Annotated in this window: 22 protein-coding genes; 13 read left to right on the top strand and 9 right to left on the bottom strand. The window is 70.1% G+C overall.

What is annotated here, in order from left to right:
- Window positions 1–106 precede the first annotated feature (106 nt).
- The 3 genes from ABD709_RS06370 to arcC are packed head-to-tail and all read left to right on the top strand — an operon-like array spanning window position 107 to window position 3,287.
- Complete coding sequence (locus tag ABD709_RS06370) at window positions 107–1,348, top strand: arginine deiminase (protein WP_344773455.1); 1,242 nt, start codon at window positions 107–109, stop codon at window positions 1,346–1,348.
- Window positions 1,349–1,352: 4 nt separating this feature from the next.
- Window positions 1,353–2,354, top strand: coding sequence for an ornithine carbamoyltransferase (argF, locus tag ABD709_RS06365; protein ID WP_344773453.1), 1,002 nt, complete (start codon window positions 1,353–1,355; stop codon window positions 2,352–2,354).
- 3 nt (window positions 2,355–2,357) lie between these two features.
- Window positions 2,358–3,287 (top strand): carbamate kinase, encoded by a 930-nt coding sequence (arcC, locus tag ABD709_RS06360; RefSeq protein WP_344773451.1) that lies wholly within the window; start codon window positions 2,358–2,360, stop codon window positions 3,285–3,287.
- Between the two features lie 10 nt (window positions 3,288–3,297).
- On the opposite strand, the gene ABD709_RS06355 is transcribed toward arcC, so the two are convergent.
- From ABD709_RS06355 to ABD709_RS06345, 3 genes are read right to left on the bottom strand one after another with little or no spacing between them, the layout of a single operon-like run.
- The gene (locus tag ABD709_RS06355) at window positions 3,298–3,939 is read right to left on the bottom strand and encodes a pentapeptide repeat-containing protein (RefSeq protein ID WP_344773450.1); all 642 of its coding nucleotides are present in this window, start codon (window positions 3,937–3,939) and stop codon (window positions 3,298–3,300) included.
- 34 nt (window positions 3,940–3,973) lie between these two features.
- Entirely contained in the window at window positions 3,974–5,347 is a 1,374-nt protein-coding gene (locus ABD709_RS06350) for an NAD(P)/FAD-dependent oxidoreductase (RefSeq protein WP_344773448.1), read from the bottom strand.
- Window positions 5,344–5,811, bottom strand: a complete 468-nt coding sequence (locus tag ABD709_RS06345; RefSeq protein ID WP_425575051.1) for an Lrp/AsnC family transcriptional regulator — start codon at window positions 5,809–5,811, stop codon at window positions 5,344–5,346. The genes ABD709_RS06350 and ABD709_RS06345 overlap by 4 nt, the downstream gene beginning before the upstream one ends.
- A 154-nt stretch (window positions 5,812–5,965) precedes the next feature.
- Here ABD709_RS06345 and ABD709_RS06340 point away from each other — a divergent pair, with 154 nt between their 5' ends.
- Genes ABD709_RS06340 through ABD709_RS06325 form a run of 4 tightly spaced genes read left to right on the top strand, consistent with a single transcriptional unit; the run spans window position 5,966 to window position 10,011 of the window.
- The gene (locus ABD709_RS06340) at window positions 5,966–7,129 is read left to right on the top strand and encodes an ABC transporter substrate-binding protein (protein WP_344773445.1); all 1,164 of its coding nucleotides are present in this window, start codon (window positions 5,966–5,968) and stop codon (window positions 7,127–7,129) included.
- Window positions 7,113–8,282 (top strand): ABC transporter ATP-binding protein, encoded by a 1,170-nt coding sequence (locus ABD709_RS06335; protein WP_344773443.1) that lies wholly within the window; start codon window positions 7,113–7,115, stop codon window positions 8,280–8,282. Before ABD709_RS06340 ends, ABD709_RS06335 begins: the two co-directional genes overlap by 17 nt.
- Window positions 8,279–9,190, top strand: coding sequence for an ABC transporter permease (locus tag ABD709_RS06330; protein WP_344773441.1), 912 nt, complete (start codon window positions 8,279–8,281; stop codon window positions 9,188–9,190). The genes ABD709_RS06335 and ABD709_RS06330 overlap by 4 nt, the downstream gene beginning before the upstream one ends.
- On the top strand, window positions 9,187–10,011 hold the full coding sequence (locus ABD709_RS06325; protein ID WP_344773439.1) for an ABC transporter permease: 825 nt from the start codon (window positions 9,187–9,189) through the stop codon (window positions 10,009–10,011). The genes ABD709_RS06330 and ABD709_RS06325 overlap by 4 nt, the downstream gene beginning before the upstream one ends.
- 30 nt (window positions 10,012–10,041) lie before the next feature.
- Here the strand turns inward: ABD709_RS06325 and ABD709_RS06320 are convergent, their stop codons facing one another.
- Both ABD709_RS06320 and ABD709_RS06315 read right to left on the bottom strand, forming a co-directional pair.
- Entirely contained in the window at window positions 10,042–10,581 is a 540-nt protein-coding gene (locus tag ABD709_RS06320) for a hypothetical protein (RefSeq protein WP_344773437.1), read from the bottom strand.
- 86 nt (window positions 10,582–10,667) lie between these two features.
- Window positions 10,668–12,071 carry an aspartate aminotransferase family protein gene (locus ABD709_RS06315; protein ID WP_344773435.1) on the bottom strand — a complete coding sequence of 468 codons (1,404 nt, stop codon included), beginning with the start codon at window positions 12,069–12,071 and terminating at the stop codon, window positions 10,668–10,670.
- A gap of 131 nt (window positions 12,072–12,202) precedes the next feature.
- Between ABD709_RS06315 and ABD709_RS06310 the strand changes: the two genes are divergently transcribed.
- On the top strand, window positions 12,203–13,636 hold the full coding sequence (locus tag ABD709_RS06310) for a gamma-aminobutyraldehyde dehydrogenase (RefSeq protein ID WP_344773433.1): 1,434 nt from the start codon (window positions 12,203–12,205) through the stop codon (window positions 13,634–13,636).
- Window positions 13,637–13,818: 182 nt separating this feature from the next.
- On the opposite strand, the gene ABD709_RS06305 is transcribed toward ABD709_RS06310, so the two are convergent.
- Window positions 13,819–15,198, bottom strand: a complete 1,380-nt coding sequence (locus ABD709_RS06305; protein WP_344773431.1) for an NAD(P)/FAD-dependent oxidoreductase — start codon at window positions 15,196–15,198, stop codon at window positions 13,819–13,821.
- 89 nt (window positions 15,199–15,287) lie between these two features.
- Between ABD709_RS06305 and ABD709_RS06300 the strand changes: the two genes are divergently transcribed.
- Window positions 15,288–15,764, top strand: coding sequence for a cupin domain-containing protein (locus tag ABD709_RS06300; RefSeq protein ID WP_344773429.1), 477 nt, complete (start codon window positions 15,288–15,290; stop codon window positions 15,762–15,764).
- Window positions 15,765–15,772: 8 nt separating this feature from the next.
- Here the strand turns inward: ABD709_RS06300 and ABD709_RS06295 are convergent, their stop codons facing one another.
- Window positions 15,773–16,429, bottom strand: a complete 657-nt coding sequence (locus tag ABD709_RS06295) for an enoyl-CoA hydratase-related protein (protein ID WP_344773427.1) — start codon at window positions 16,427–16,429, stop codon at window positions 15,773–15,775.
- 15 nt (window positions 16,430–16,444) lie between these two features.
- A complete protein-coding gene (locus ABD709_RS06290) occupies window positions 16,445–17,086 on the bottom strand; it encodes a TetR/AcrR family transcriptional regulator (RefSeq protein WP_344773425.1) in 642 nt (213 codons plus the stop codon).
- 147 nt (window positions 17,087–17,233) lie between these two features.
- Between ABD709_RS06290 and ABD709_RS06285 the strand changes: the two genes are divergently transcribed.
- From ABD709_RS06285 to ABD709_RS06270, 4 genes are all read left to right on the top strand, one after another.
- On the top strand, window positions 17,234–18,547 hold the full coding sequence (locus tag ABD709_RS06285) for a choice-of-anchor P family protein (protein ID WP_344773423.1): 1,314 nt from the start codon (window positions 17,234–17,236) through the stop codon (window positions 18,545–18,547).
- Between the two features lie 195 nt (window positions 18,548–18,742).
- Window positions 18,743–19,396 carry a hypothetical protein gene (locus ABD709_RS06280; protein ID WP_344773421.1) on the top strand — a complete coding sequence of 218 codons (654 nt, stop codon included), beginning with the start codon at window positions 18,743–18,745 and terminating at the stop codon, window positions 19,394–19,396.
- Window positions 19,397–19,466: 70 nt separating this feature from the next.
- Entirely contained in the window at window positions 19,467–19,895 is a 429-nt protein-coding gene (locus tag ABD709_RS06275) for a hypothetical protein (protein ID WP_344773419.1), read from the top strand.
- Between the two features lie 77 nt (window positions 19,896–19,972).
- The gene (locus tag ABD709_RS06270; RefSeq protein WP_344773417.1) at window positions 19,973–21,289 is read left to right on the top strand and encodes a sensor domain-containing diguanylate cyclase; all 1,317 of its coding nucleotides are present in this window, start codon (window positions 19,973–19,975) and stop codon (window positions 21,287–21,289) included.
- A 23-nt stretch (window positions 21,290–21,312) separates the two neighbouring features.
- On the opposite strand, the gene ABD709_RS06265 is transcribed toward ABD709_RS06270, so the two are convergent.
- Window positions 21,313–22,110, bottom strand: a complete 798-nt coding sequence (locus ABD709_RS06265; protein ID WP_344773415.1) for an alpha/beta fold hydrolase — start codon at window positions 22,108–22,110, stop codon at window positions 21,313–21,315.
- Window positions 22,111–22,120 lie beyond the last annotated feature (10 nt).

Here is a 22,120-nt window from a genome sequence, read left to right as displayed (position 1 = left end):
GCCGGCGCGGACGGGCCGATGCTCCTGAGCCGGAGGGACGTTGGGCCCTCCGCCGTAGGTGTCCGGAGCCGTGATCCTGGAGCCTCACGGGCAGAGAGGAAGCACGATGCCGGAGACCGGACCGACCCCCTTCCACGTCGACTCAGAGGTCGGCCAGCTCAGGCAGGCGATCCTGCACCGACCGGGTCTGGAGCTGATGCGTCTGACGCCGTCCAACAAGGACGACTACCTGTTCGACGACGTGCTGTGGGTCAAGCAGGCGAAGCTCGAGCACGACGCCTTCGCCGAGGCGCTCCGCGACCAGGGCGTCCGCGTGCACCTGCTCGACGAGCTGCTGCGCGAGACGCTCGAGATCCCCGTGGCGCGCAAGCACGTCCTCGAGAGCTCCCTCGACGAGCGCCTCTACGGACCGGCGGTGCTGGAGAGCATCCACGACCTGTTCGAGTCGATGACCGCCGACGACCTGACGTCGTTCCTCATCGGCGGGCTGACGAAGCGCGAGCTCCTCGAGCGCGTGCCGGAGCCGGCGTCGGTGCTGGTGCAGACGCTCGGCATGGACGACCTGCTGCTGCCGCCCCTCCCGAACCACCTGTTCACCCGGGACACCTCGGCGTGGGTCTACGACGGCGTCTCGGTCAACTCGATGCGCAAGCTCGCGCGGGTACGGGAGACCGTCCACTACGAGGCCATCTACCGGTGGCACCCGATGTTCGCGGACACGAGCTTCCGGTGGTGGACCGAGGGCACGGCGGACGCGCCCGCCACGACCGAGGGCGGCGACATGATGGTGCTCGGCCGGGGCGCGGTCATGATCGGCATGAGCGAGCGGACCACGCCGCAGGGAGTCGAGCGGCTGGCTCGGAGACTGTTCGCGGCGGGCAGCGCTCAGCGGATCCTCGCGCTCGCCATGCCGCAGAAGCGGGCCTTCATGCACCTCGACACCGTGATGACCATGGTGGACGAGGAGACGTTCACCCAGTACGCCGGCCTCGGCGGGCTGCCGTCGTACTCGATCGAGCCGGGCTCCGGTCCCGACGACCTCGCGATCACGGCGAACGCCCCGGAGGACATGCACGCCGCCATCGCGCGCGCCCTGGGGTTGGACCGGATCCGCGTGCTCACGCCGACGCAGGACGTACGCTCGGCCGAGCGCGAGCAGTGGGACGACGGGTGCAACGTGCTCGCCGTCCGGCCCGGCGTGGTCGTCGCCTACGAGCGCAACGTCACGACCAACACCCACCTGCGCAAGAACGGCATCGAGGTGATCACCATCAAGGGCAGCGAGCTGGGTCGGGGCCGAGGTGGTCCGCGGTGCATGACCTGCCCCATCGAGCGGACCGGGATCTGACGACATGGCCTTCAACCTCCGGAACCGCAGCTTCGTCAAGGAGATCGACCTCACCCCGAAGGAGTGGCTCTTCCTCCTGGACCTGGCGTCGAGGCTCAAGCACGCGAAGTACGCCGGGACAGAGCGTCCCAGGCTCGACGGCAAGAACATCGTCGTCATCTTCGAGAAGACCTCGACCAGGACCCGGTGCGCGTTCGAGGTCGCCGCGCACGACCAGGGTGCCCACGTGACCTACCTCGACCCGTCCGGTTCCCAGATGGGCCACAAGGAGTCGATCAAGGACACCGCCCGCGTGCTCGGCCGGTTCTACGACGGCATCGAGTTCCGGGGCTCGCGCCAGGCGGACGTGGAGGTGCTGGCGGCCCACGCCGGTGTGCCGGTCTGGAACGGCCTCACCGACGAGTGGCACCCCACGCAGACGCTCTGCGACATGCTCACGATGCGTGAGCACGCCGCCAAGCCCGACCACGAGATCGCGTTCGCCTACCTCGGCGACGCCCGCAACAACGTGGGCAACTCGCTCCTCGTGGCCGGAGCGATGATGGGCATGGACGTCCGCATCGTCGCGCCGCGGTCGCTCTGGAACCACGATCCCGTGGTGGCGGCAGCCCGGGAGATCGCCGAGGCGACCGGCGCCCGCCTGACGCAGACCGAGGACGTGCACGCCGGCGTCGAGGGCGTGGACTTCCTCTACACGGACGTGTGGCTCTCGATGGGCGAGCCGAAGGAGCGTTGGGCCGACCGCATCGCGCTCCTGCGCGACTACCAGGTGAACATGGAGGTGGTCCGGGCCACCGGCAACCCGGTGGTGCGGTTCATGCACTGCCTGCCCGCGTTCCACGACCGGAACACGCTGGTCGGCGAGCAGATCTTCCAGGAGCACGGCCTGGACGCGCTCGAGGTCACCGACGAGGTCTTCGAGTCGGCGCACTCGGTGGTCTTCGACCAGGCCGAGAACCGGATGCACACGATCAAGGCGGTCCTCGTCGCCACCCTGGGCGGCTGACCGATGCGCATCGTCGTGGCCCTGGGCGGGAACGCCCTCCTCCGGCGGGGGCAGCGACCGGACGCCGAGGTGCAGGAGGACAACGTGCGCCGCGCGGTGGCCGCCCTGGCTCCCCTCGCCGACCAGCACGAGCTGGTCCTGACCCACGGCAACGGCCCCCAGGTGGGAGTGCTGGCGATGCAGAGCGCGTCCGACCCGCACCTGTCGACGCCGTACCCGTTCGACGTGCTGGGCGCCCAGACCCAGGGGATGATCGGCTACTGGCTGCTGCAGGCGATGCAGAACCGCCTGCCCGGCCGGCACGTCGCCGCGATCATCAACCAGACCCTCGTCGGGGCCGCGGACCCGGCGTTCGACGACCCCACCAAGTTCGTGGGCGAGGTCTACGACCGTGACGAGGCCGACCGGCTGGCGGCCGAGCGGGGGTGGACCGTGCGCGCCGACGGCTCGGGGTGGCGGCGGGTGGTGGGATCACCGCACCCGCTGCGCGTGGTCGAGACCCCGCTCATCAGGCTGCTGCTGGAGAGCGGCGCGGTCGTGGTCTGTGCGGGCGGCGGCGGTGTCCCCGTCGTGCGCGGCGACGACGGCGAGCTGCGTGGCGTCGAGGCGGTCGTCGACAAGGACCTGACCAGCGCGGTCCTCGCCGAGGCGCTCGACGCCGACGCCCTCCTCGTGCTCACCGACGTGTCGGCGGTCATGCGGGACTTCGGCACCGAGCGGGAGGCGCCGATCGCCCGCGAGACGCCGTCGGGACTGCGCTCGCTGACCTTCCCGTCAGGCTCGATGGGCCCGAAGGTCGAGGCAGCGTGCCGGTTCGTCGAGCTCACCGGCGGTGTCGCTGCCATCGGTGCGCTCGAGGACGTGGCGGAGATGCTCGCCGGGCGCGCGGGAACGGTCGTGACGCCGACGGGGCGCTACGACGGGGTCCGGTAGCCGATCGGGTTCAGTCGACGCGGATGCCGAGCTGCGCGGCGAACGCGGGCGCCAGGTCGATCAGCTGCGAGGAGGAGACGGTCGCGCCGCGCAGCGCACTGACCGGGGAGACGAGGCCCAGCCGGGCCTCGCGCAGGTCGGTGTGGGACAGCCGGGCTCCGGTGAGCCGGAGGTCGGCGATCGTCGTACCGGGGAACCGGGCACGGGTGAGGCTGCCCTCCGACAGCTCCAGCTCCTCGATGGTGCACTCCTCGAAGGACACGTCGGCGACCGCGGCGCCCTGGAGACCGAGGTAGCCGATCTTGCAGTGCGCGAACCGGACCGAGCCGATCTTCGCGTCGAACAGGCCGATCGAGCCGATCCGCGACTCGACGATCTCGCAGTCGCGCCAGGTCGAGGCCGGGGCGCCCAGGTCGGGTGCGTCGAGCCTCTCGAAGCGGACGTCGAGGAACCGGCAGTCCCGCAGCTCGCTGCCGCTGATCCGCACGTCCACGAGCTCGGACTCGCGGAAGTCCGCGGCACCGACCCGCAGCCCGGCGACCGTCGCGCCCTCGATCCGCTGGCAGTCGGTGCCGCGGGCCAGGTCGTCACCGGTCGCGTCGTCGAGGTCGACGAGCGAGGGCGGGTTCACCCTCGGGGGATCCAGCTTCATGCCGCCAGCATGTCAGTGGCGGGCCGCGGCGTCCTCAGCTGATCAGGGGAGCCATCACCCGCGCGACGGCGCTCGGCCGGCGCGTGGTGCGCTCCTCCGCGTCGGCCAGCGTCATCGCGCGCAACCCGGCGTTGATGCCGAGCCACCGCAGCGGCTCCGGCTCCCACTTGCGCGACCGGTGGTCGACCCAGGGGAGCCGGGTCAGCTCGGTGTCGTGGCCGAGGATCAGGTCCCGCAGGGTGCGGCCGGCGAGGTTCGTCGTGCTCACGCCGTCGCCGACGTAGCCACCGGCCCACGCCACCCCGCTCGCGCGGTCGAGGCCCACGGAGGCGCACCAGTCCCTCGGGATCCCGAGCGCCCCGCCCCACCGGTGGGTGATCTCGGCCTCGGCGACCGCGGGGAACAGGTCGACGAGGGTCTCGCGCAGCTTCGCGAACACGCGGGGGACCCGGTCGAAGTCGGGCCGCACCCGCGAGCCGAAGTGGTACGGCGCCCCGCGGCCTCCGAAGACGAGGCGGTCGTCGGCCGTGCGCTGGCCGTAGATGATCAGGTGCCGGTGGTCGGAGAACGTCTCGCGACGGCGCAGCCCGATCTCGTCCCACACCTCCGCGGACAGCGGCTCGGTCGCGATCACCAGGGAGTAGACCGGAGCCACGGTGCGCCGCTCCCCGGCGAGGGTCGGGGTGTAGCCCTCGGTGGCGCGCACGACGTGAGGCGCCGTGAGCGTGCCGCGGCAGGTGCGAACCAGCCCGCGCTCGATCGCCGTCACCCGGGTGCGGTCATAGATGGTCACCCCGTTGCGCTCGCAGGCCTCGGCCAGGCCGTGCACGAGGCGCGCGGGATGGATCGCCGCGCAGTCGGGCGTGTACGTCGCCCCGACCGTCCCGGTCGCACGCACCACCTCGTCGGCCTGTGCGCGGTCCAGGAGGGCGAGGTCGTCGCGACCCCAGGAGCGCGCGTCGTCGTACTCCTCCTGAGCGCGCTGCCACTGGGTCGCGGAGCGCGCGAGCACGATCGTCCCGCCGTGCGCGAAGTCGCAGTCGATGCCCTCGGCCGACGCGGCCGCGCCGACCTCGGCGACCGACGCCCGCATGGCGGCGTGCTGGGCCAGCGCCGCGTCACGCGACGAGCCGGGCAGCGCCGCCAGGCTGCCGAGCGACGCCGGGAACAGCGCCGAGCACCAGCCGCCGTTGCGGCCCGACGCGCCGAAGCCGACGTGGTGGGCGTCGACGACCGCGATCCGTGCGTCGGAGGAGGTCGCCAGGTAGTAGGCCGTCCAGAGACCGGTGAACCCGGCACCGACCACGACGACGTCGTACTCCCGGTCGCCGGGGAGCGGTTCGCGGTCGCGCGGCGGCGCCTGGTCCAGCCACAGCGAGGGCGGGGTCAGCGGCGCTGCTCCCGTCATCGCACGCCCCATGAGTAGGTCTGCTTGCGGAGCCGGAGGTACATGAACGTCTCCGTCGCGTGCACGCCGTCCACCGAGCGGATCGCGGAGATGAGCTCGAGCAGGGTGTCGTCGCCCTCGCAGACCGCCTCGACCAGCAGGTCGAACGAGCCGGCGGTGATCACGACGTAGTCGACCTCGGGCAGCGCCGCGATCGCGTCGGCCACGGGGTCGAGCCGGCCGTTGACCCGTACGCCGATCATCGCCTGCCGGGCGAACCCGAGCTGGAGCGGGTCGGTCACGGCGACGATCTGCATGACGCCCCCGTCGACGAGCCGCTGCACCCGCTGCCGGACCGCGGCCTCGGAGAGCCCGACCTCCTTCCCGATGCTCGCGTAGGCGCGGCGGCCGTCCTCCTGGAGGAGCGCGACGATCGCCTTGGAGACGTGGTCGAGCGGTGCGGTGGGCTTGCTCACGCCGGTCATGCTTCCAGCCGAAACCGGATTCTGGCCAGCGTTGCGCCGTGGATTTCGTAGGAAGGCGGCAGGTTCGCAACGGAATCCCTTGTAGTCCGGAACCGCGCTATGCGATTCTCCTGGTGTTCGCCCGGGAACGAGAGGGGTCCATGTGGAGAACGGCATGCGGCCGACGAGCCGCCGGACGCTGCTGAAGGCAGCCGGCGTCGGTGTGTTCGGTCTCGGGAGCGCAGCCGTGCTGCCGCTGTTCGGCACGGGCGGGGCGATCCAGGACCCCGCCAAGTGCAGGGCCACCGACATCTCGAGCTCCGACCGCACCCTCGTGGTCTCGAACTGGCCGGACTACATCGACCACATCAACAAGCCCGGGTCGACGGTGTCCACGTTCGAGGAGCGCACCGGGATCAGCGTCGACTACACCGACGACGTCAACGACAACGCCGAGTTCTTCGCGAAGGTCCGCAACCAGCTGGGGAGCTGCGAGCCGATCGGCCGCGACATGATGGTGCTCACCGACTGGATGGCCGCCCGGATGATCAACCTCGGGTGGGTCCAGCCGCTGGACGCGAGCAAGGTCCCCAACCTCCACAAGAACCTGATCCCCTCGCTGCAGAAGAGGGCCTGGGACCCCGACGAGACCTACCACGCGCCGTGGCAGAGCGGCCTCACCGGCATCGCCTACAACAAGAAGCTGACCGGCGAGGTCAAGAGCTTCGAGGAGCTGCTGACCCGCTCGGACCTCAAGGGCAAGATCACCCTGCTCTCCGAGATGCGCGACACGATGGCGTTCATGATCCGGCTCGTCGGCGGCGACCCGGAGAAGTTCACGGACACCCAGTGGCACAACGCGATCGACAAGCTGCGCGGCGCCGTGAGCGACGGCCAGGTCCGCGCGTTCACCGGCAACGAGTACATCCAGGACCTCGAGGCCGGCAACATCGTCGCCTGCGAGGCCTGGTCGGGCGACGTGATGCTCGCGCAGTACGACAACAAGGACATCCAGTTCGTCGTGCCGGAGGAGGGCCTCGCCATCTGGGCCGACAACATGCTGGTGCCGAACCTCGCGGAGCACGAGAGCAACGCGGAGGAGTGGATCAACTACTACTACGAGCCCGAGGTGGCCGCGAAGCTCGCTGCCTACGTGAACTACATCTGCCCGGTCGAGGGCGCCCGCGAGGCCATGGAGAAGATCGACCCGTCGCTGGTCGACGAGCCGCTGATCTTCCCCGACAAGTCCTTCCTGGCCAACACGTTCGCATTCATGGCGCTGTCCGAGGACCAGAACCGCACCTACGAAGGAGACTTCGCCGATGTCACAGGTGGTTGACCAGCAGGCGACGGCGCCGGACGGCGAGGGTGCCTTCGCAGGCCTTCGTCTGCGACAGCTGACCAAGGAGTTCGCCGCGTTCACCGCCGTGCGCGCGATCGACCTCGACGTGCCGACCGGGTCGTTCTTCGCGCTGCTCGGCCCGTCCGGTTGCGGCAAGACCACGACCTTGCGGATGATCGCGGGTCTCGAGACGCCCACGTCGGGCTCGATCGAGCTGGCGGGGGAGGACATCACCTGGACCAAGCCCTACCGGCGGCCGGTCAACACGGTGTTCCAGAGCTACGCCTTGTTCCCGCACCTCGACATCTTCGAGAACGTCGCCTTCGGCTTGCGGCGGCGCAAGTCTTCCGAGGTGGACCGCAAGGTGACCGAGATGCTCGAGCTCGTCGAGCTGAGCAACCAGGCGCGGAAGAGGCCGGCTCAGCTGTCCGGCGGCCAGCAGCAGCGGGTCGCGCTCGCGCGGGCGCTCATCAACGAGCCCCAGGTGCTCCTCCTCGACGAGCCGCTCGGCGCCCTCGACCTCAAGCTCCGCCGATCGATGCAGATCGAGCTCAAGCGGATCCAGACCGAGGTCGGCCTCACGTTCGTGCACGTCACGCACGACCAGGAGGAGGCGATGACGATGGCCGACACGATCGCGGTCATGAACGCCGGGGTCATCGAGCAGATGGGCGCACCGGCCGACCTCTACGAGTCGCCGCAGACGACCTTCGTCGCCAACTTCCTCGGCCAGTCCAACCTGATCGAGGTCAACATCGGCAGTCGCGCCGCCGACTTCGTGACTGCTGACATGCACGGCGTACCCGTCTCCGTGCCGACCGCGCGCACGCACGCCGACGGCGACAAGGCATGGCTCGGCGTGCGCCCGGAGAAGGTCCTGATCGGCGCGGAGGGCGAGGCGCTCGAGGCGCCAGGACACACGGTTCCCGGCGGCGTGATCTCCGACGTGAGCTTCGTCGGCGTGAGCACGCAGTACCTGGTCCGGATGCCCTGGGGCCAGGAGCTGCAGGTCTTCGAGCAGAACACCGGACGCCGCAGCCTGTTCCGGCACGGCGACAAGGTCGAGCTCTCCTGGCGCCCGGAGTACGCGTTCCTCCTCGACCACAGCCAGGACGTCGCGGCCGGCGTCGACCGGGAGGGCTCGGCGTGACCACGGTGGCCGCGCCGGCGCCGAGCCCGGCGCCGACCAGCTCGGGGGCCAACGTCGCCGCCCGGCGACGGCGGATGACCGGTTACGTGCTGCTGGCGCCCGCGGTCATCTGGCTCGGCCTGTTCTTCGTCGTGCCGTTCTACTCCCTGATCGCCACCAGCCTCTACGGCCCGAAGGGGTCGGTGCTCACGGGCTACGACATGTCGTGGTCCTTCGGCAACTACTGGGACGCGTTCAAGAGCTACAAGGGTCCGCTCGGGCGCTCGCTCTGGTACGGCGCCCTCACCTCGTTCTTCTGCCTGATCCTCGGCTACGTGCTCGCCTATGCGATCGCGTTCAAGGCGGGCCGGTGGAAGAACCTCATGCTCGTGCTGGTGATCGCCCCGTTCTTCACCAGCTTCCTCGTGCGCACCCTGTCCTGGAAGCTGATCCTCAGCGACAACGGCATCGTGGTGGACGTGCTGCAGGCGGTGCACCTCGTCGGCCAGGACGGCAGGTTGCTGGCGACGCCGGTCGCCGTGATCGCCGGGCTGACCTACAACTTCCTGCCGTTCATGGTGCTGCCGCTCTACGCGAGCCTCGACAAGATCGACCACCGCTACCTCGAGGCGTCGCGGGACCTCTACGCCAACTCGTTCATGGGTTTCTGGAAGATCACCTGGCCGCTGTCCATCCCCGGCGTCGTCGCCGGGACGCTGCTGACGTTCATCCCCGCCGCGGGCGACTACATCAACGCCCAGCTGCTCGGCAGCCCGCAGCAGCGGATGGTCGGCAACGTCATCCAGAACCTGTTCACCAACGCCAACGACTACCCGGCAGCGGGCGCGCTCTCGATGATGCTCTCCATCGTGATCGTGGTGATGGTGATGGTCTACGTCCGCTGGTTCGGCACGGAGGAGCTGCTGTGAGCGCGCCGCCGAGCCGGTTCGGGCGGTGGGTCAGCCAGCGGCTGGTCCTGATCCTCGGGCTGCTGGTGCTCGCCTACACGTTCGTGCCGATCGCCGTCGTCGTGCTGATGAGCTTCAACAAGCCGAAGAGCAAGCTGATCTACCGGTTCGACGGCTTCACGCTCGACAACTGGCTGCATCCCTGCAACGACCCCTCGATGTGCCACGCCCTCGGTCTGAGCCTCGGCATCGGCGTGCTGGCGACGGTCATCGCGACCGCGCTCGGCACCCTGGCGGCGTTCGCCCTGGTCCGGCACCGGTTCGCCGGCCGGGGCTCGCTCAACGTGCTCATCTTCCTGCCGATGGCCTCGCCCGAGATCGTGATGGGTTCCTCGCTGCTGGCCCTGTTCATCTCGGCCGGGTTCGGCGGCAAGCTCGGCTTCTGGACGATCCTGATCGCCCATGTGATGTTCTGCCTGTCCTTCGTCGTGGTCACCGTCCGCGCCCGGCTGGTGGGTCTTGACGACACCCTCGAGCAGGCGGCGATGGACCTCTACGCGACGCCGTCCCAGACGTTCTGGCGGGTCACCTTCCCGCTGGTGTTCCCGGGCATCCTCGGCGCTGCGCTGCTCAGCTTCTCGCTGTCCTTCGACGACTTCATCATCACGAACCTGAACGCCGGCACCAGGACCACCTTCCCGATGTACGTCTGGGGCGTCGCCCAGCGCGGCGTACCGATGCAGGTCAACGTCGTCGGGACCGTGATGTTCCTCGTCTCGATCCTGATCGTGGTCGGCGCCGAGCTCAACCGCACCCGGAAGGCACGGGCGCTGGCCGGTTGACGGCCTCGGAGCCTGCTCTCCGCCGATCCGTCAGGACACGGTGAAGAGGTGGTGCATGCCGTCGACGTAGTGGTCGCGGAGGTTGCAGACGAGCTCGTACCGCCCGGGGCGGAGGTCCAGGGTGACCCAACCAGCCGCGCCGGCCGCGATGCCCTCGCCGGAACCGGCGGCGCAGGAGGCCGATGCCTCCCCGAGGCTCCCGGCCTCGTCGACCCGGCCGTCCCCCGTCGTCTCCCGCCGACCGGCGGCTCGGCCGTCGGGCAACGGCAGCACGACCATCTCGTGGGTATGTAGGCCCATGTTGCGGACCACGAAGCTGATCACGCCCGCCGGCAGCCGTGCGGGGACCGCCTGCAGCGTCAGGGGAGTGACCGCCGGCGCGGCGCCGCTCATCATCCGGGCCATCCCCGTGTCGCCGAGCATCACGAACACCGTCTGACCAGGAAGCGACGACGGAGGAGAACACGTCGGCCGGGGCCTCATCATGCTCGACGGGGTACCGGCGCAGCCGACCGCCAGCGTCGCGACCAGCACGACCACCAGGACCATCAACGAGCGGCGCGTCCTCATCTTCCGAGAAGAACACCGGAGGCCACCGGAACCAAGAGAAGTAGGTCCCGGGCCTACCAGCAACCTGTCACCTGTCGGGCGGACCCTCAGAGCATGCTGGCGGCCTTGTCGAGGACGGTCCGCAGGATCTGCTCCATCTCGTCGAAGTGCGACTGGTCGCAGATCAGCGGGGGAGCGAGCTGCACCACCGGGTCGCCGCGGTCGTCGGCCCGGCAGTAGAGGCCCTCGGCGAACAGCTGCTTGGAGACGAAGCCGTAGAGGATCCGCTCGCACTCCTCGTCGCTGAAGGTCTCCCTGGTGGCCCGGTCCTTGACCAGCTCGATCCCGTAGAAGTAGCCGGCCCCACGGACGTCCCCGACGATCGGCAGGTCCTTCAGCTTCTCCAGGGTGGCGCGGAAGGCGTCCTCGTTGCCGCGGACGTGCTCGGTCAGCTGCTCGCGCTCGAAGATGTCGAGGTTCGCCATCGCGACGGCGGTCGAGACCGGGTGGCCGCCGAAGGTGTAGCCGTGGGCGAACATCGCGCCGTCGGCGAGGAACGGCTCCATCAGCCGCTCCGTGGCGATCATCGCGCCGAGCGGGGCGTAGCCGGAGGTCAGGCCCTTGGCGCAGGTGATGATGTCGGGCAGGTAGCCGAACCGCTCGGCGCCGAACATCGCGCCGAGCCGTCCGAACGCGCAGATCACCTCGTCGCTGACCAGCAGGACGTCGTACTGGTCGCAGATCTCGCGGACCCGTTCGAAGTAGCCCGGCGGCGGCGGGAAGCAGCCGCCGGCGTTCTGGACCGGCTCCAGGAACACCGCCGCCACCGTGTCGGCGCCCTCGTTGAGGATGGCGACCTCGATCTGGTCGGCAGCCCAGCGGCCGAAGGCTGCCTCCGACTCGGCGTCGGAGACGTCGATCAGGCCGCCGGTGATGTCGGCGGCACGATAGGAGTTGGTGTTCGGCACCCGGAAGGTCGAGGGGACGAGCGGTTCGAACTGCGCCTTCAGCCCGGGCAGGCCGGTGATGGAGAGCGCGCCCTGGGTGGTGCCGTGGTAGGCGATCGCGCGGCTGATCACCTTGTGCTTCATCGGCTTGCCGGTCAGCTTGAAGTAGTTCTTCGCCAGCTTCCAGGCGGTCTCGACGGCCTCGCCGCCGCCGGAGGTGAAGAAGACGCGGTTGAGGTCGCCCGGCGCGTAGCCGGCGATCCGCTCGGCCAGCTCGATCGCGTGGGGGTGGGCATAGGACCACAACGGCATGAACGCCAGCTCGCGGGCCTGCTTGGCGGCGGCCTCGGCGAGCTCCTCCCGGCCGTGGCCGACCTGGGAGACGAACAGGCCGGCGAGACCGTCGAGGTAGCGCTTGCCCTCCGCGTCATAGATGTAGGCGCCCTCGCCCTTCACAATCACCGGCAAATTGTCGTCCTGGAACGAGCTGTGCCGCGTGAAGTGCAGCCAGAGGTGGTCCCTGGCTGCTTGCTGGAGATGGGCGAGGTCCGGGCGTGGCTCCATGTCGCCATCGTGCAGCGTCCGAGCAGGTCAGGCAAGGGATTCCGTCGTCGTACCGCGGGCGTCTTGCGATATCCCCGGCGGGACCCGGAGATCGCCTACCGAATTCGTCGTGCCGTGACTAGTCTCCGACCATGGCAGACACGCGCTTCCAGAACGTCATCAACGGTGAGCTCGTCGACTCGGCGAGCGGGGCGACGTACGACGTCGTCGACCCGACGACGGGGGAGGTGTACGCGACCGCCCCGATGTCGGAGGCGGAGGACGTCGACCGCGCCTACGCCGCGGCCGCGAAGGCGTTCGAGACCTGGGGCGACTCGACGCCGCAGGACCGGGCGGCGGCGCTGCTGAAGATCGCCGATGCCATCGAGGCCCGCGTGGACGACATCAACGCGGTCGAGTGCCGGGACACCGGCAAGCCGCTGCACCTGACGATGTCGGAGGAGATGCCGTACGCCTCGGACCACTTCCGGTTCTTCGCCGGCGCGGCCCGCGTGCTGGAGGGTCGGTCGGCCGGCGAGTACATGGCCGACCACACCTCGTGGATCCGCCGCGAGCCGGTCGGTGTCGTCGGCCAGGTGACGCCGTGGAACTACCCGCTGCTGATGATGATCTGGAAGATCGCCCCGGCCCTCGCCGGCGGCAACACGATCGTGCTGAAGCCCAGCGACACCACCCCGGCCAGCTCGACCCTCCTGGCCGAGATCTGCCAGGAGTTCCTGCCGCCGGGCGTGCTGAACGTCGTGTGCGGCGACCGCGACACCGGGCGCGCGCTCGTGTCGCACGAGACCCCGCAGATGGTGGCGATCACCGGCTCGGTGCGCGCCGGCATGGAGGTCGCCGAGGCTGCGTCGCACGACCTCAAGCGGGTCCACCTCGAGCTCGGTGGCAAGGCCCCGGTGATCGTCTTCGACGACGCCGACATCGAGAAGGCCGCCGAGGGGATCGCCGGCGCCGGTCTGTTCAACGCCGGCCAGGACTGCACCGCCGCGACCCGCGTGCTGGCCGGGCCCGGGATCCACGACGAGTTCGTCGCGGCGCTCACCGAGGCCGCGAAGGGGATGCCGACCGGTGCGCCGGACAACGAGGACACCTACTACGGCCCGCTCAACAACCAGAACCAGTTCGACCGGGTGTCGGGGATGGTCGACCGGCTGCCGGACCACGCCAACGTCGAGACCGGCGGCACCCGGCACGGCTCGGTCGGCTACTTCTACGAGCCCACCGTGCTCTCGGGCCTGCGCCAGGACGACGAGCAGGTCCAGAGCGAGATCTTCGGGCCGGTGATGACCGTGCAGCGGTTCACCGACGAGGCCGAGGCGCTGGCCTGGGCGAACGGCGTCGAGTACGGCCTCTCCTCGAGCGTGTGGACCAAGGACCACGCCCGCGCGCTGCGGATGAGCCGCAAGCTGGACTTCGGCGTGGTCTGGATCAACACCCACATCCCCTTCGTGTCCGAGATGCCGCACGGCGGCTTCAAGCACAGCGGCTACGGCAAGGACCTGTCGATGTACGGCCTCGAGGACTACACGCGCATCAAGCACGTGATGTCCTACATCGGCGAGTAGGGCCGGGGGCGCGCCGCTGCCGAATCATCACGGTATGCAGGTGAATCCTCGGTTCCCGGGCGGAGCTCCGCAAGGGAAGCGTGCACTCGCCTGCATACCGTGGTGATTCGGCGCCGACTCGCCTGCATACCGTGATGATTCGGCGCCGACTCGCCTGCATACCGTGATGATTCGGCGCCCCGCTAGGAGTCGAAGCCCAACCCCAGCCGGTCGAGGGTGCGCAGCCAGGCATTGCGCCGGCCGCCGTTCGCGTCGGCCCGCGCGAGCGACCAGCGCGTGGCCTGGATCCCGAGGTAGGCGAACGGTTCGGGCGGGAACGGCAGCGGCTTCGAGCGCACGAGCTCGAGCCGGGTGCGCTCGGACTCCTCGCCGGACAGGAGGTCGAGCATGACCTGCGCGCCGAACCGGGTCGCGCCGACGCCGAGGCCGGTGTAGCCGAGCGCGTACGCGACCCGGTCGCCGTACGCCGTCCCGTAGAAGGCGCAGAACCGGGTGCTCGTGTCGATCACCCCGCCCCAGCGGTGGCTGAACCGGATCCCGTCGAGCTGCGGGAACGTCTCGAGGAAGTGTCGGGCGAGGACTTCGTACGTCGCCGGCCGCTGGAGCAGCTCGGGGCGCATCGATCGTCCGTAGTGGTAGACGGCGTCGTAGCCGCCCCACAGGATCCGGTTGTCGGCGGTGAGCCGGTAGTAGTGGAACTGGTTGCCGGCGTCGGCGACGCCCTGCCGGTTCCGCCAGCCGATGCTCGCGAGCTGCTGGTCGGTCAGCGGCTCGGTCGTCAGCACGTAGTCGTGGACCGGCACCGTGGTCAGCCGCAGCCGGCGCAGCAGCGGCCGGAAGGCGTTGGTGCCGAGCGCGACCCGGTCGGCGCGGACGGTGCCGGGGCCGGTCTCGAGGCTGACCGAGCCGGGGTCGGCCTCCAGCCGCCGCACAGGAGCCTGCTCGACGATCCGTACGCCGAGCGACTCGGCCGCCGTGGCAAGCCCCCAGGCGAGCCGGGCGGGGTCGACGGTCGCGCAGCCGTCGGTGTCCCACACGCCGGCGAGGTAGGTGGGAGAGTCCAGCTCGGCGCGCACGGCGTCCTGGTCGAGGAACTTGCCGTCGGCGTCGCTCAGCTCCTCGACCTGGTGCGGCGCGGTGGCGACGGTGAGCTGGCCCGTCCGCCGGAAGTCGCAGTCGATCGCGTACCGCTGCAGGGTCGCCTCGATCTGGTCGAGGTTCTCGCGGCCCAGCCGCTCGAGGTCGTCGTACTCCTCGGGGAAGCGCGCGAGGCCGTTGGCCTCGCCGTGCGTGAGGCTCGCCTCGCAGAAGCCGCCGTTGCGGCCCGACGCGGCCCAGCCGATGCGGCCGCCCTCGACGAGCACGACGTCGCGCGCCGGGTCGGCCTCCTTGGCCAGGAGCGCGGTCCAGAGCCCCGAGTAGCCGCCGCCGACGACGGCCAGGTCGCACCGGAGGTCGCCGGAGAGCGGCGGCCGCGCGGGCGGCCGGTCCGACCGGTCGAGCCAGTACGGCGCCGGCCGCGCCGGCGCCAGCGCGTCCCTGACCCGTGCGTCCTCGATCACCGGCACCACGGTAGTGGCCGTCGCCCGTTGCGGCATCGGTCCGGCCCGCCGATGATGCTGTCGGATGCCCGTCCTCCGGAGGTGAGGCCATGACAGACCCGGTGCACGGGTTCGCGGTCGGCTCCGGCGAGCGGCCCCGGCTGGCGGCGCCGGCGGGGGAGATCAGCGTCGTGATCGGTACCGCCGACTCCGGCGGCTCGATGAACGTCTTCGAGTTCTGGTGCCCGCCGGGCAAGGGACCGCGCGTGCACACGCACAGCCGCGAGGACGAGATCTGGTGGGTCCTCGAGGGAAGCTTCCGCTTCCTGGCGGGCGACGAGATGCTGCACGCCGAGACGGGCGGAGTCGCCTTCGGGCCCCGCGGGCTGCCGCACGCGTTCCAGAACGTCGGCAGCGCGGCGGGGCGGCTGCTCATCGTGACGGCGCCCGGCGGCATCCAGCCGTTCTTCGACGGGTACGCCGAACGCTGGCAGGACGAGTCCGCGGAAGCCCTGCTGGCGGACCTCGCCTCCGAGGTCGGCCTGCGGTTCGTAGGTCCACCCCTCAGTGAGTCACACCCGGACTGAGGGCCCGATCAGCCGGCGGTCTCGGTGAGCGCGCGCAGCACGTCGGCGTACATCGTGGTCTTGATCGTGCCGAGGGTGTCGGGGTGCTTGCCCGTCAGGCCGGCCACCGTGGAGACGGCTCGCCTCAGGAGGTCGGCCTCGGCGGCGGTGGCGTCGACGATGCCGGCCTCCAGCGCCTCCGGGCCCGGGAAGCGGTGGCCGGTCGTCATCGAGTCGGTCGCGGCTCGCGGCGTGAGCTTGCACTGGACCAGCGCCGACATGCCCGGCGTGAACGGGATCTGGATGTCGACCTCGGGGAAGCAGAAGAAGCCACGGTCCTCGCGCATGACGCGCCAGTCGTGCGCGATCGCAAGCATCGCGCCTGCGCCGAAGGCGTGCCCGTTGACCGCGGCGACGGTCGGCACCGGGAGCGCGAGCACCCGGGCGAACAGGGACTCGACCCGGGCGACGTAGCCCCCGAACCGGTCGGGGTTCTGCCCCAGCCAGTCGAGGTCGAGACCGGAGGAGTACTGCTTCCCCTTCCCGACGGTCACCAGTGGCGCGGGTGACGCGACGACCTCGTCGAGCGCCTCCTCGACGGAGGTCAGCCAGTCGGGGGAGAAGCGGTTCTCGTTCGTGCCGAGGGTGAGGACGTGGACGTCGTCCTGACGGGTCAGGGTGGGCATGGTTGTTCCTCCGGGTCAGGGGTGGGTGCGGTCGGGTGGGTCCAGGGGGAGCGCCAGGATCGCCCGCGCGGCGGCGGCGATGCGGCGCTCCATGAGGGGATCCGGATCGCGCTTCTCGATCAGCGCGCGGCGGAGGATCCCGCCCGGCAGGTCGACCACGCAGGCGGCGATCGCCTCGACGGCGGCCCGGTCCGTGCGCTTCCAGACGCCTGCTGCCAGCTCCTTGAGCAGCCGGACGAACCGGCGCTCCTCCTCGTCGAGGAGGGCGACGACCTCGGGCGAGAGGCCGGCCGAGAACAGCTGGTCGCTGCGCTGGACGAAGAAGAGCTGCGCGCTCGCCGGGTGCCGCCGGGTGAAGAGGACCGGCGCGATGGCCACGGCCACGACCTCGTCCGCGCCGGTGGGAGCACCGCCGGCGATCAGGTCCGCGGACCGCCTGCTCTCCGCCATCGCGTCGCCCAGCCGGGCCACCGCGCGCAGCCAGAGGCGGGCGAGGAGCTCCTCCTTGGAGTGGAACGCGTGATAGATCGTCCCGTTCGACGCACCGGCGCGGGTGGCGAGGGAGCGCAGGGTCAGGCCCGCCGGATCGCCCGTCGTTACCAGCCGCTCGGCCTCGTCGAGCAGGGCGTCGAACGAGTGGATCCGAGGACGGGACACGACCGAAACGTACTGGATTGAATGTTCTAGATCAACGGCTCAGAATCGCATCCCCACGCCTGGGAAGCCGCGCGATGTCGACCCGTATACAAAGAATTCTTTCGTTCTGGAGCGTCCGTGATCGAAAGTTCGGGTTAGCGTTGGTACATGCTCCCATCGCACCGCACCCTTTTTTCGGCTGCCCTGGGACTCTTCCTGAGTCTCACGGCGCTCGCCGGACCCCTGGCTCCGTCGGCTGACGCACTCGGTCCGCCGGCCCAAGCCGCCTCCACAGGCGGCAAGGTCGTCTACGACGGCCTCAGCGGCGGCAGCCGCGTCAACGTCGCGGGCGTCGTCCGCTCCGAGCTCACTGCCGCGAGCGCTCTGCACGTCGAGCAGGCGCCGCGCTACTCGGAGAACAAGACGGCCAACGTCGACCTGCTCAACGGCCTGATCCATGCCGACGCCGTCTCGTCGTACAACCGCGTCTCGAGCGTGCTCGGCGGCACGACGATCACCTCGGAGGCGAAGATCGCCGGCGTCAAGCTGCTCGACGGACTGATCACGGTCGACGCGATCGAGACCAAGGCGACCGCGACCATGAGGAGCTCCGGCGTGGACCGCTCCGGCGGCACTCGGCTGGTCGGCGTCAAGATCAAGGACCAGCACATCCCGCTCTCGGTGCCGAAGAACTTCGGGCTCACGATCCCGGGCGTCGCGAAGGTGGTGCTCAACGAGGTGCAGGGCCAGATCGGCGGTGACGCGCTGATCAAGTCCGTGGCGACCGGCATCCACATCACGCTGCTGAAGCCGCGCGACGGCCTCAGCGCCGGTGCGTCGATCGAGATCACCCCGACCAGGGCGCAGATCCTGATCCAGCAGCCGATCAACGGTGAGCCGGCCTTCGGTTACGCGTACTCGACCCGTGTCGGCGTCCACGCCGGAGACGCGGTGAACGTCACCTCCGCGCCCACTGCCGTGGTGATCTGCCCGGCCGGCGGCACGAACGGACTCGACCTCACCAACTCGACAGCCCGCGTGCGGCTGCCCGGTGTGGCCGACGTGCAGGCCCTGGCGAACACCGCCAATGCCACGGTCACCGACACCGCGACGGACGCGACGATGACAGCGCACATCGGGAACGTGAACCTGCTCAACGGCGCGATCACCCTCGATGCGATCACAGCCGTCGCGCATGTGCACCAGAACGGGTCCAACCAACCGACGAAGGATGCCTCGGCACGGATCCTCGGGCTCAAGATCGGTGGCAAGTCGATCCCCGTGGGAGTCGACCCGAACACCACGATCGAGATCCCAGGTCTCGTCAAGGTGATCATCAACGAGCAGACCGACCTGCCCTTCCCCTACAACGGGATGGCAGTGCGGGCACTGCACGTCATCGCCCTGCCGAACGCCCCCGACAACATCGCGGGGATCGACATCGAGGTCGGCGTCGCCGGCGTCTGGGTGAACCGCCACTGACCGTCTGAACGAGGCGCGCCGCCGGTCCTGAGGGCCGGCGGCGCGTCCTTTTTTTCGTGTGCCCACCGCCGATTCCAATCCGCTGGGGCCTGTGTCCCGAATCACAGCCAGCGGCGATCACCCCGGTCGCCTGCAGCACCGTCAGGAGCGCACATGAACTTGTTCCGCAGTACCCGCGCACGTTTCGTCGCGGGGGTGACCGCACTGCTGGTCGCCGGCAGCTTCGGGATGGCCGCCGCCTCGTCCCAGTCGGACATGTCGGGCGATGCGATGAGCAACGCCATGAAGGTCGGCAAGGGTGTCAACGAGTTCGGCCTCACCCGCGCGAACTTCGAGGGCAACACGCTGGACTTCCGCTACACGAAGGGGTTCTTCTGCGACACCTCGGTCGCAGCGCAGTCGACGACCGGTTGCGAGGTGGGGGAGAAGTTCCAGGAGGCACCCTCCAACCACTTCGACCCCCTCTACGTCCTGGTCCCGCTCGGGTTCGACCTGCCGGCGATGAGCATGGAGTGCCCGGCCGGCCTGGTGTGCGTCGATCACCCCGGGACCCTGGACCTCACCCGGATCGAGCCGGCCTTGAAGCCGCTGTATCCCGACCTGACCGATGAGCAGCTCACCGAGGCGTTGAAGAACTTCGACACCCCGGGTCACGACCACTTCATCACGGACGCGAACAACGGCCGCCCGGAGTGGTGGGACGTTCGTGTCGTCGGCGTGACCGACCAGGACGAGTACAACAAGATCGTCGCGCACAAGTCCGCGTCGTACCTGCTCAAGCAGGTCAAGGCCGGCAAGACCACGCCGGTCCTGAAGTCGAACCTCTTCCTGTTCTTCTCCGTCCGCTGATGAGCCCGGCAGGGCGGGCCGCGGCGTCGGCCCGCCCTGCCGCCTGACCCCGGGAGCCACCATGGCCGTCGTGCACCACGCACCATCCCTCTCTTCCGCGCCGACGCTGCGATCGGGCGACCGGTTCCTCGTGGCCCTCTGCCTCGTCACGAGCGCCGCGGCGCACGTGCCGCTGATCGGGATGCACCTGAGCGAGGCGACCTACATCGGCGTCGCCTTCATCGTCCTCGCTGTCGCGTTCCCGCTGATGGCCCTCCTGCTCGTCGTCCGTGACACCGCCCGGATGTGGGAGGCCGTCGCCGTCGCGAACGCGCTCGCGGTGCTCGCCTACCTGGTGACGAGGATCGTCGCCCTGCCCCAGGTCGCCGACGACGTGGGGAACTGGACCGAGCCGATGTCCTTCCCGGCGCTGGCCAGCGAGCTGCTCGCCCTGGGCGTGGCGCTCGCTGTCGTCGTCTCGTCGCGCGCCGGTGGTCGGGTGACGAAGCCCCTGGCATAGCCCGAGGGCAGGGGATCGCGATCTCCTTCCCGAATCCCTCAGGTCGGCGGCTCTCGTGCCGATCTCCGCGGGAGATCATGGACAACGATCGTTCAAGGGAAGCGCTGACGTTCCCCAGCAACCCACCCGGCGACGGCCCCCGGGAGCTCGAGCGCGCCGATCAGCAGGCGATCCTGGACAACCTTCCGGCCTTGATCGCCTACTGGGACGCCGATCTGCGCAACCGGCTCGCGAACCGCGCCTACGTCGACTACTTCGGGATGACGCCCGAGCAGATCTTCGGCCGGCACATCAGCGAGCTCCTCGGTCCCGAGCTGTACGCGCAGAACCTGCCCTACCTCGGGCGGGCGCTCGCCGGAGAGCGCCAGGAGTTCGACCGGGAGATCCCGACACCCACGGGTCCGCGCTACACGCAGGCCGTCTACCTCCCCGACGTCCAGGACGGTGAGGTGCGCGGCATCTTGGTGCTGGTCACCGACATCAGCGCGCGCCGGCGGGCAGAGGTGGCGCTCGCCAACGCGGAAGCGCGGTTCCGCACGTTGTTCGAGGCCGCGCCGTCGGCCACGCTGATGACCAGCCTGGACGGCACCGTCGTGTCCGCGAACCGGGCTGCCAGCCGCCTGCTCGGCTATGACCTCGCGGAGCTGGAAGGGATGAGCGTCACCGACCTGGTGCTCCCCGAGGACGTCAGCTCAGCCCTGGGGATCCGGGAGAAGCTCTTCAGCGGGGAGCTCGAGCACTACTCCGAGGAGCGGCGCTACCGGCATGCGCTGGGTCACGTCCTGTGGGCCCAGTCGGACGTGGCGGTGGTCCGCGGCGCCGGACCGGACGACGACGCGCCGTACCTCCTGGCCCAGCTCCAGGACACCAGCACCCGCAAGTCGCACGAGCACCGGCTCGAGCACCTCGCCCACCACGACGCCCTCACCGGCGTGCTCAATCGCCGAGGCCTGACCGCAGAGCTCGGGCGTCAGGCCGCCCTGGCGCCGACCCGCCCGAACGCGGGAGCGATCATGGTGTGCGACCTCGACCGGTTCAAGGCGGTCAACGACGAGCTCGGGCACGAGGTCGGCGACGAGCTCCTGGTCGAGTTCGCCGGGGTCCTCCAGCGCACCGTCCGCGGCACCGACGTCGTCGGTCGCCTCGGTGGCGACGAGTTCGCGGTGATCCTGCCCGACGTCGACCTCGACGGCGCCCGGTCAGTGGGCTCGAAGGTGGCCGCCGCGCTCGATGCTGCTCGCGTGGGCAAGCGCTGGGAGCCGGTGCCGGTCTCGGTCTCGGTCGGAGTGGCCGAGTTCCGTCCCGATCTCACGAGCGACGAGGTGGTGGCCCGGGCGGACCGAGCGATGTACGCCGCCAAGGTCGCCCGGCGGGCCGAGCGCGCGGGCGCCTAGGGTCGGTCCTCGGCCGGACCGCCTCAGCGCGGGAAGAAGTCGAGCATCTTCCGGACGAAGCCGTCCGGGTCGGCGTCGATCATGGTGTGGCCCTGTCCTTCCAGCCACGTCAGCCTCGCGCCCGGGATGGCGCTGGCGGCAGCCTCCGCGGCCGCGCCGAACACCGGCGGGCTCGTGGTGCCCGCGAGTATCTCGACGGGGATGCCGACGTCCGCGAAGTCCTCCTGCCCGGGTGCGTACCTGAGCCCGATCCGGCCCTCACGCACCAGGGTGTGGGCAGCGGCGAGCCGCGCCTGCCAGATCGGCAGCGCACGCATCGGCTCCGGGTCGATGCCGATGACGGCCCGGTAGAACATCTGCAGCGCGGCCTCCCGGTCTCCTGCCGCGAGGAGGTCCTCGTAGGCGTCGAGGAAGCCCGGTGGGAACGTGGTGTGCCCTCCGATGTCGAACGGCGGCTCGTAGAGGAGCGCGGCCGCGATCGTGTCCGGTGCCGTCGCCAGGAGATCGAGCCCGATCACGGCACCGTAGGAGTGTCCGAGGTAGCCGGGCAGGTCGTCGCACGCCGCCGCGACGGCGACCACGTCCTCCGTCTCGCGGCGCAGCGCATAGGAGTCCGGGTCCCCGGTGCTCGCGCCGCGTCCGCGGCGGTCCACCAGGTACAGGGTGAAATGGCGGGACAGGGCCTCGCGGACCGGTGCCCACCGGCTTCGGTCCGCTGTGCTGCCGTGCATCGCGACCAGCGACGGCCCGGAGCCGACCACCTCGACGCCGATGGTCGCGCCGTCGGCCGACGTCACCTCGAGCAGCGACCCGTCTCCCATGTCGGCGAGG

Source organism: Nocardioides panacisoli (assembly GCF_039537325.1).
GTDB lineage: Bacteria > Actinomycetota > Actinomycetes > Propionibacteriales > Nocardioidaceae > Nocardioides > Nocardioides panacisoli.
This window is presented reverse-complemented; position numbering and strand designations above follow the sequence as displayed.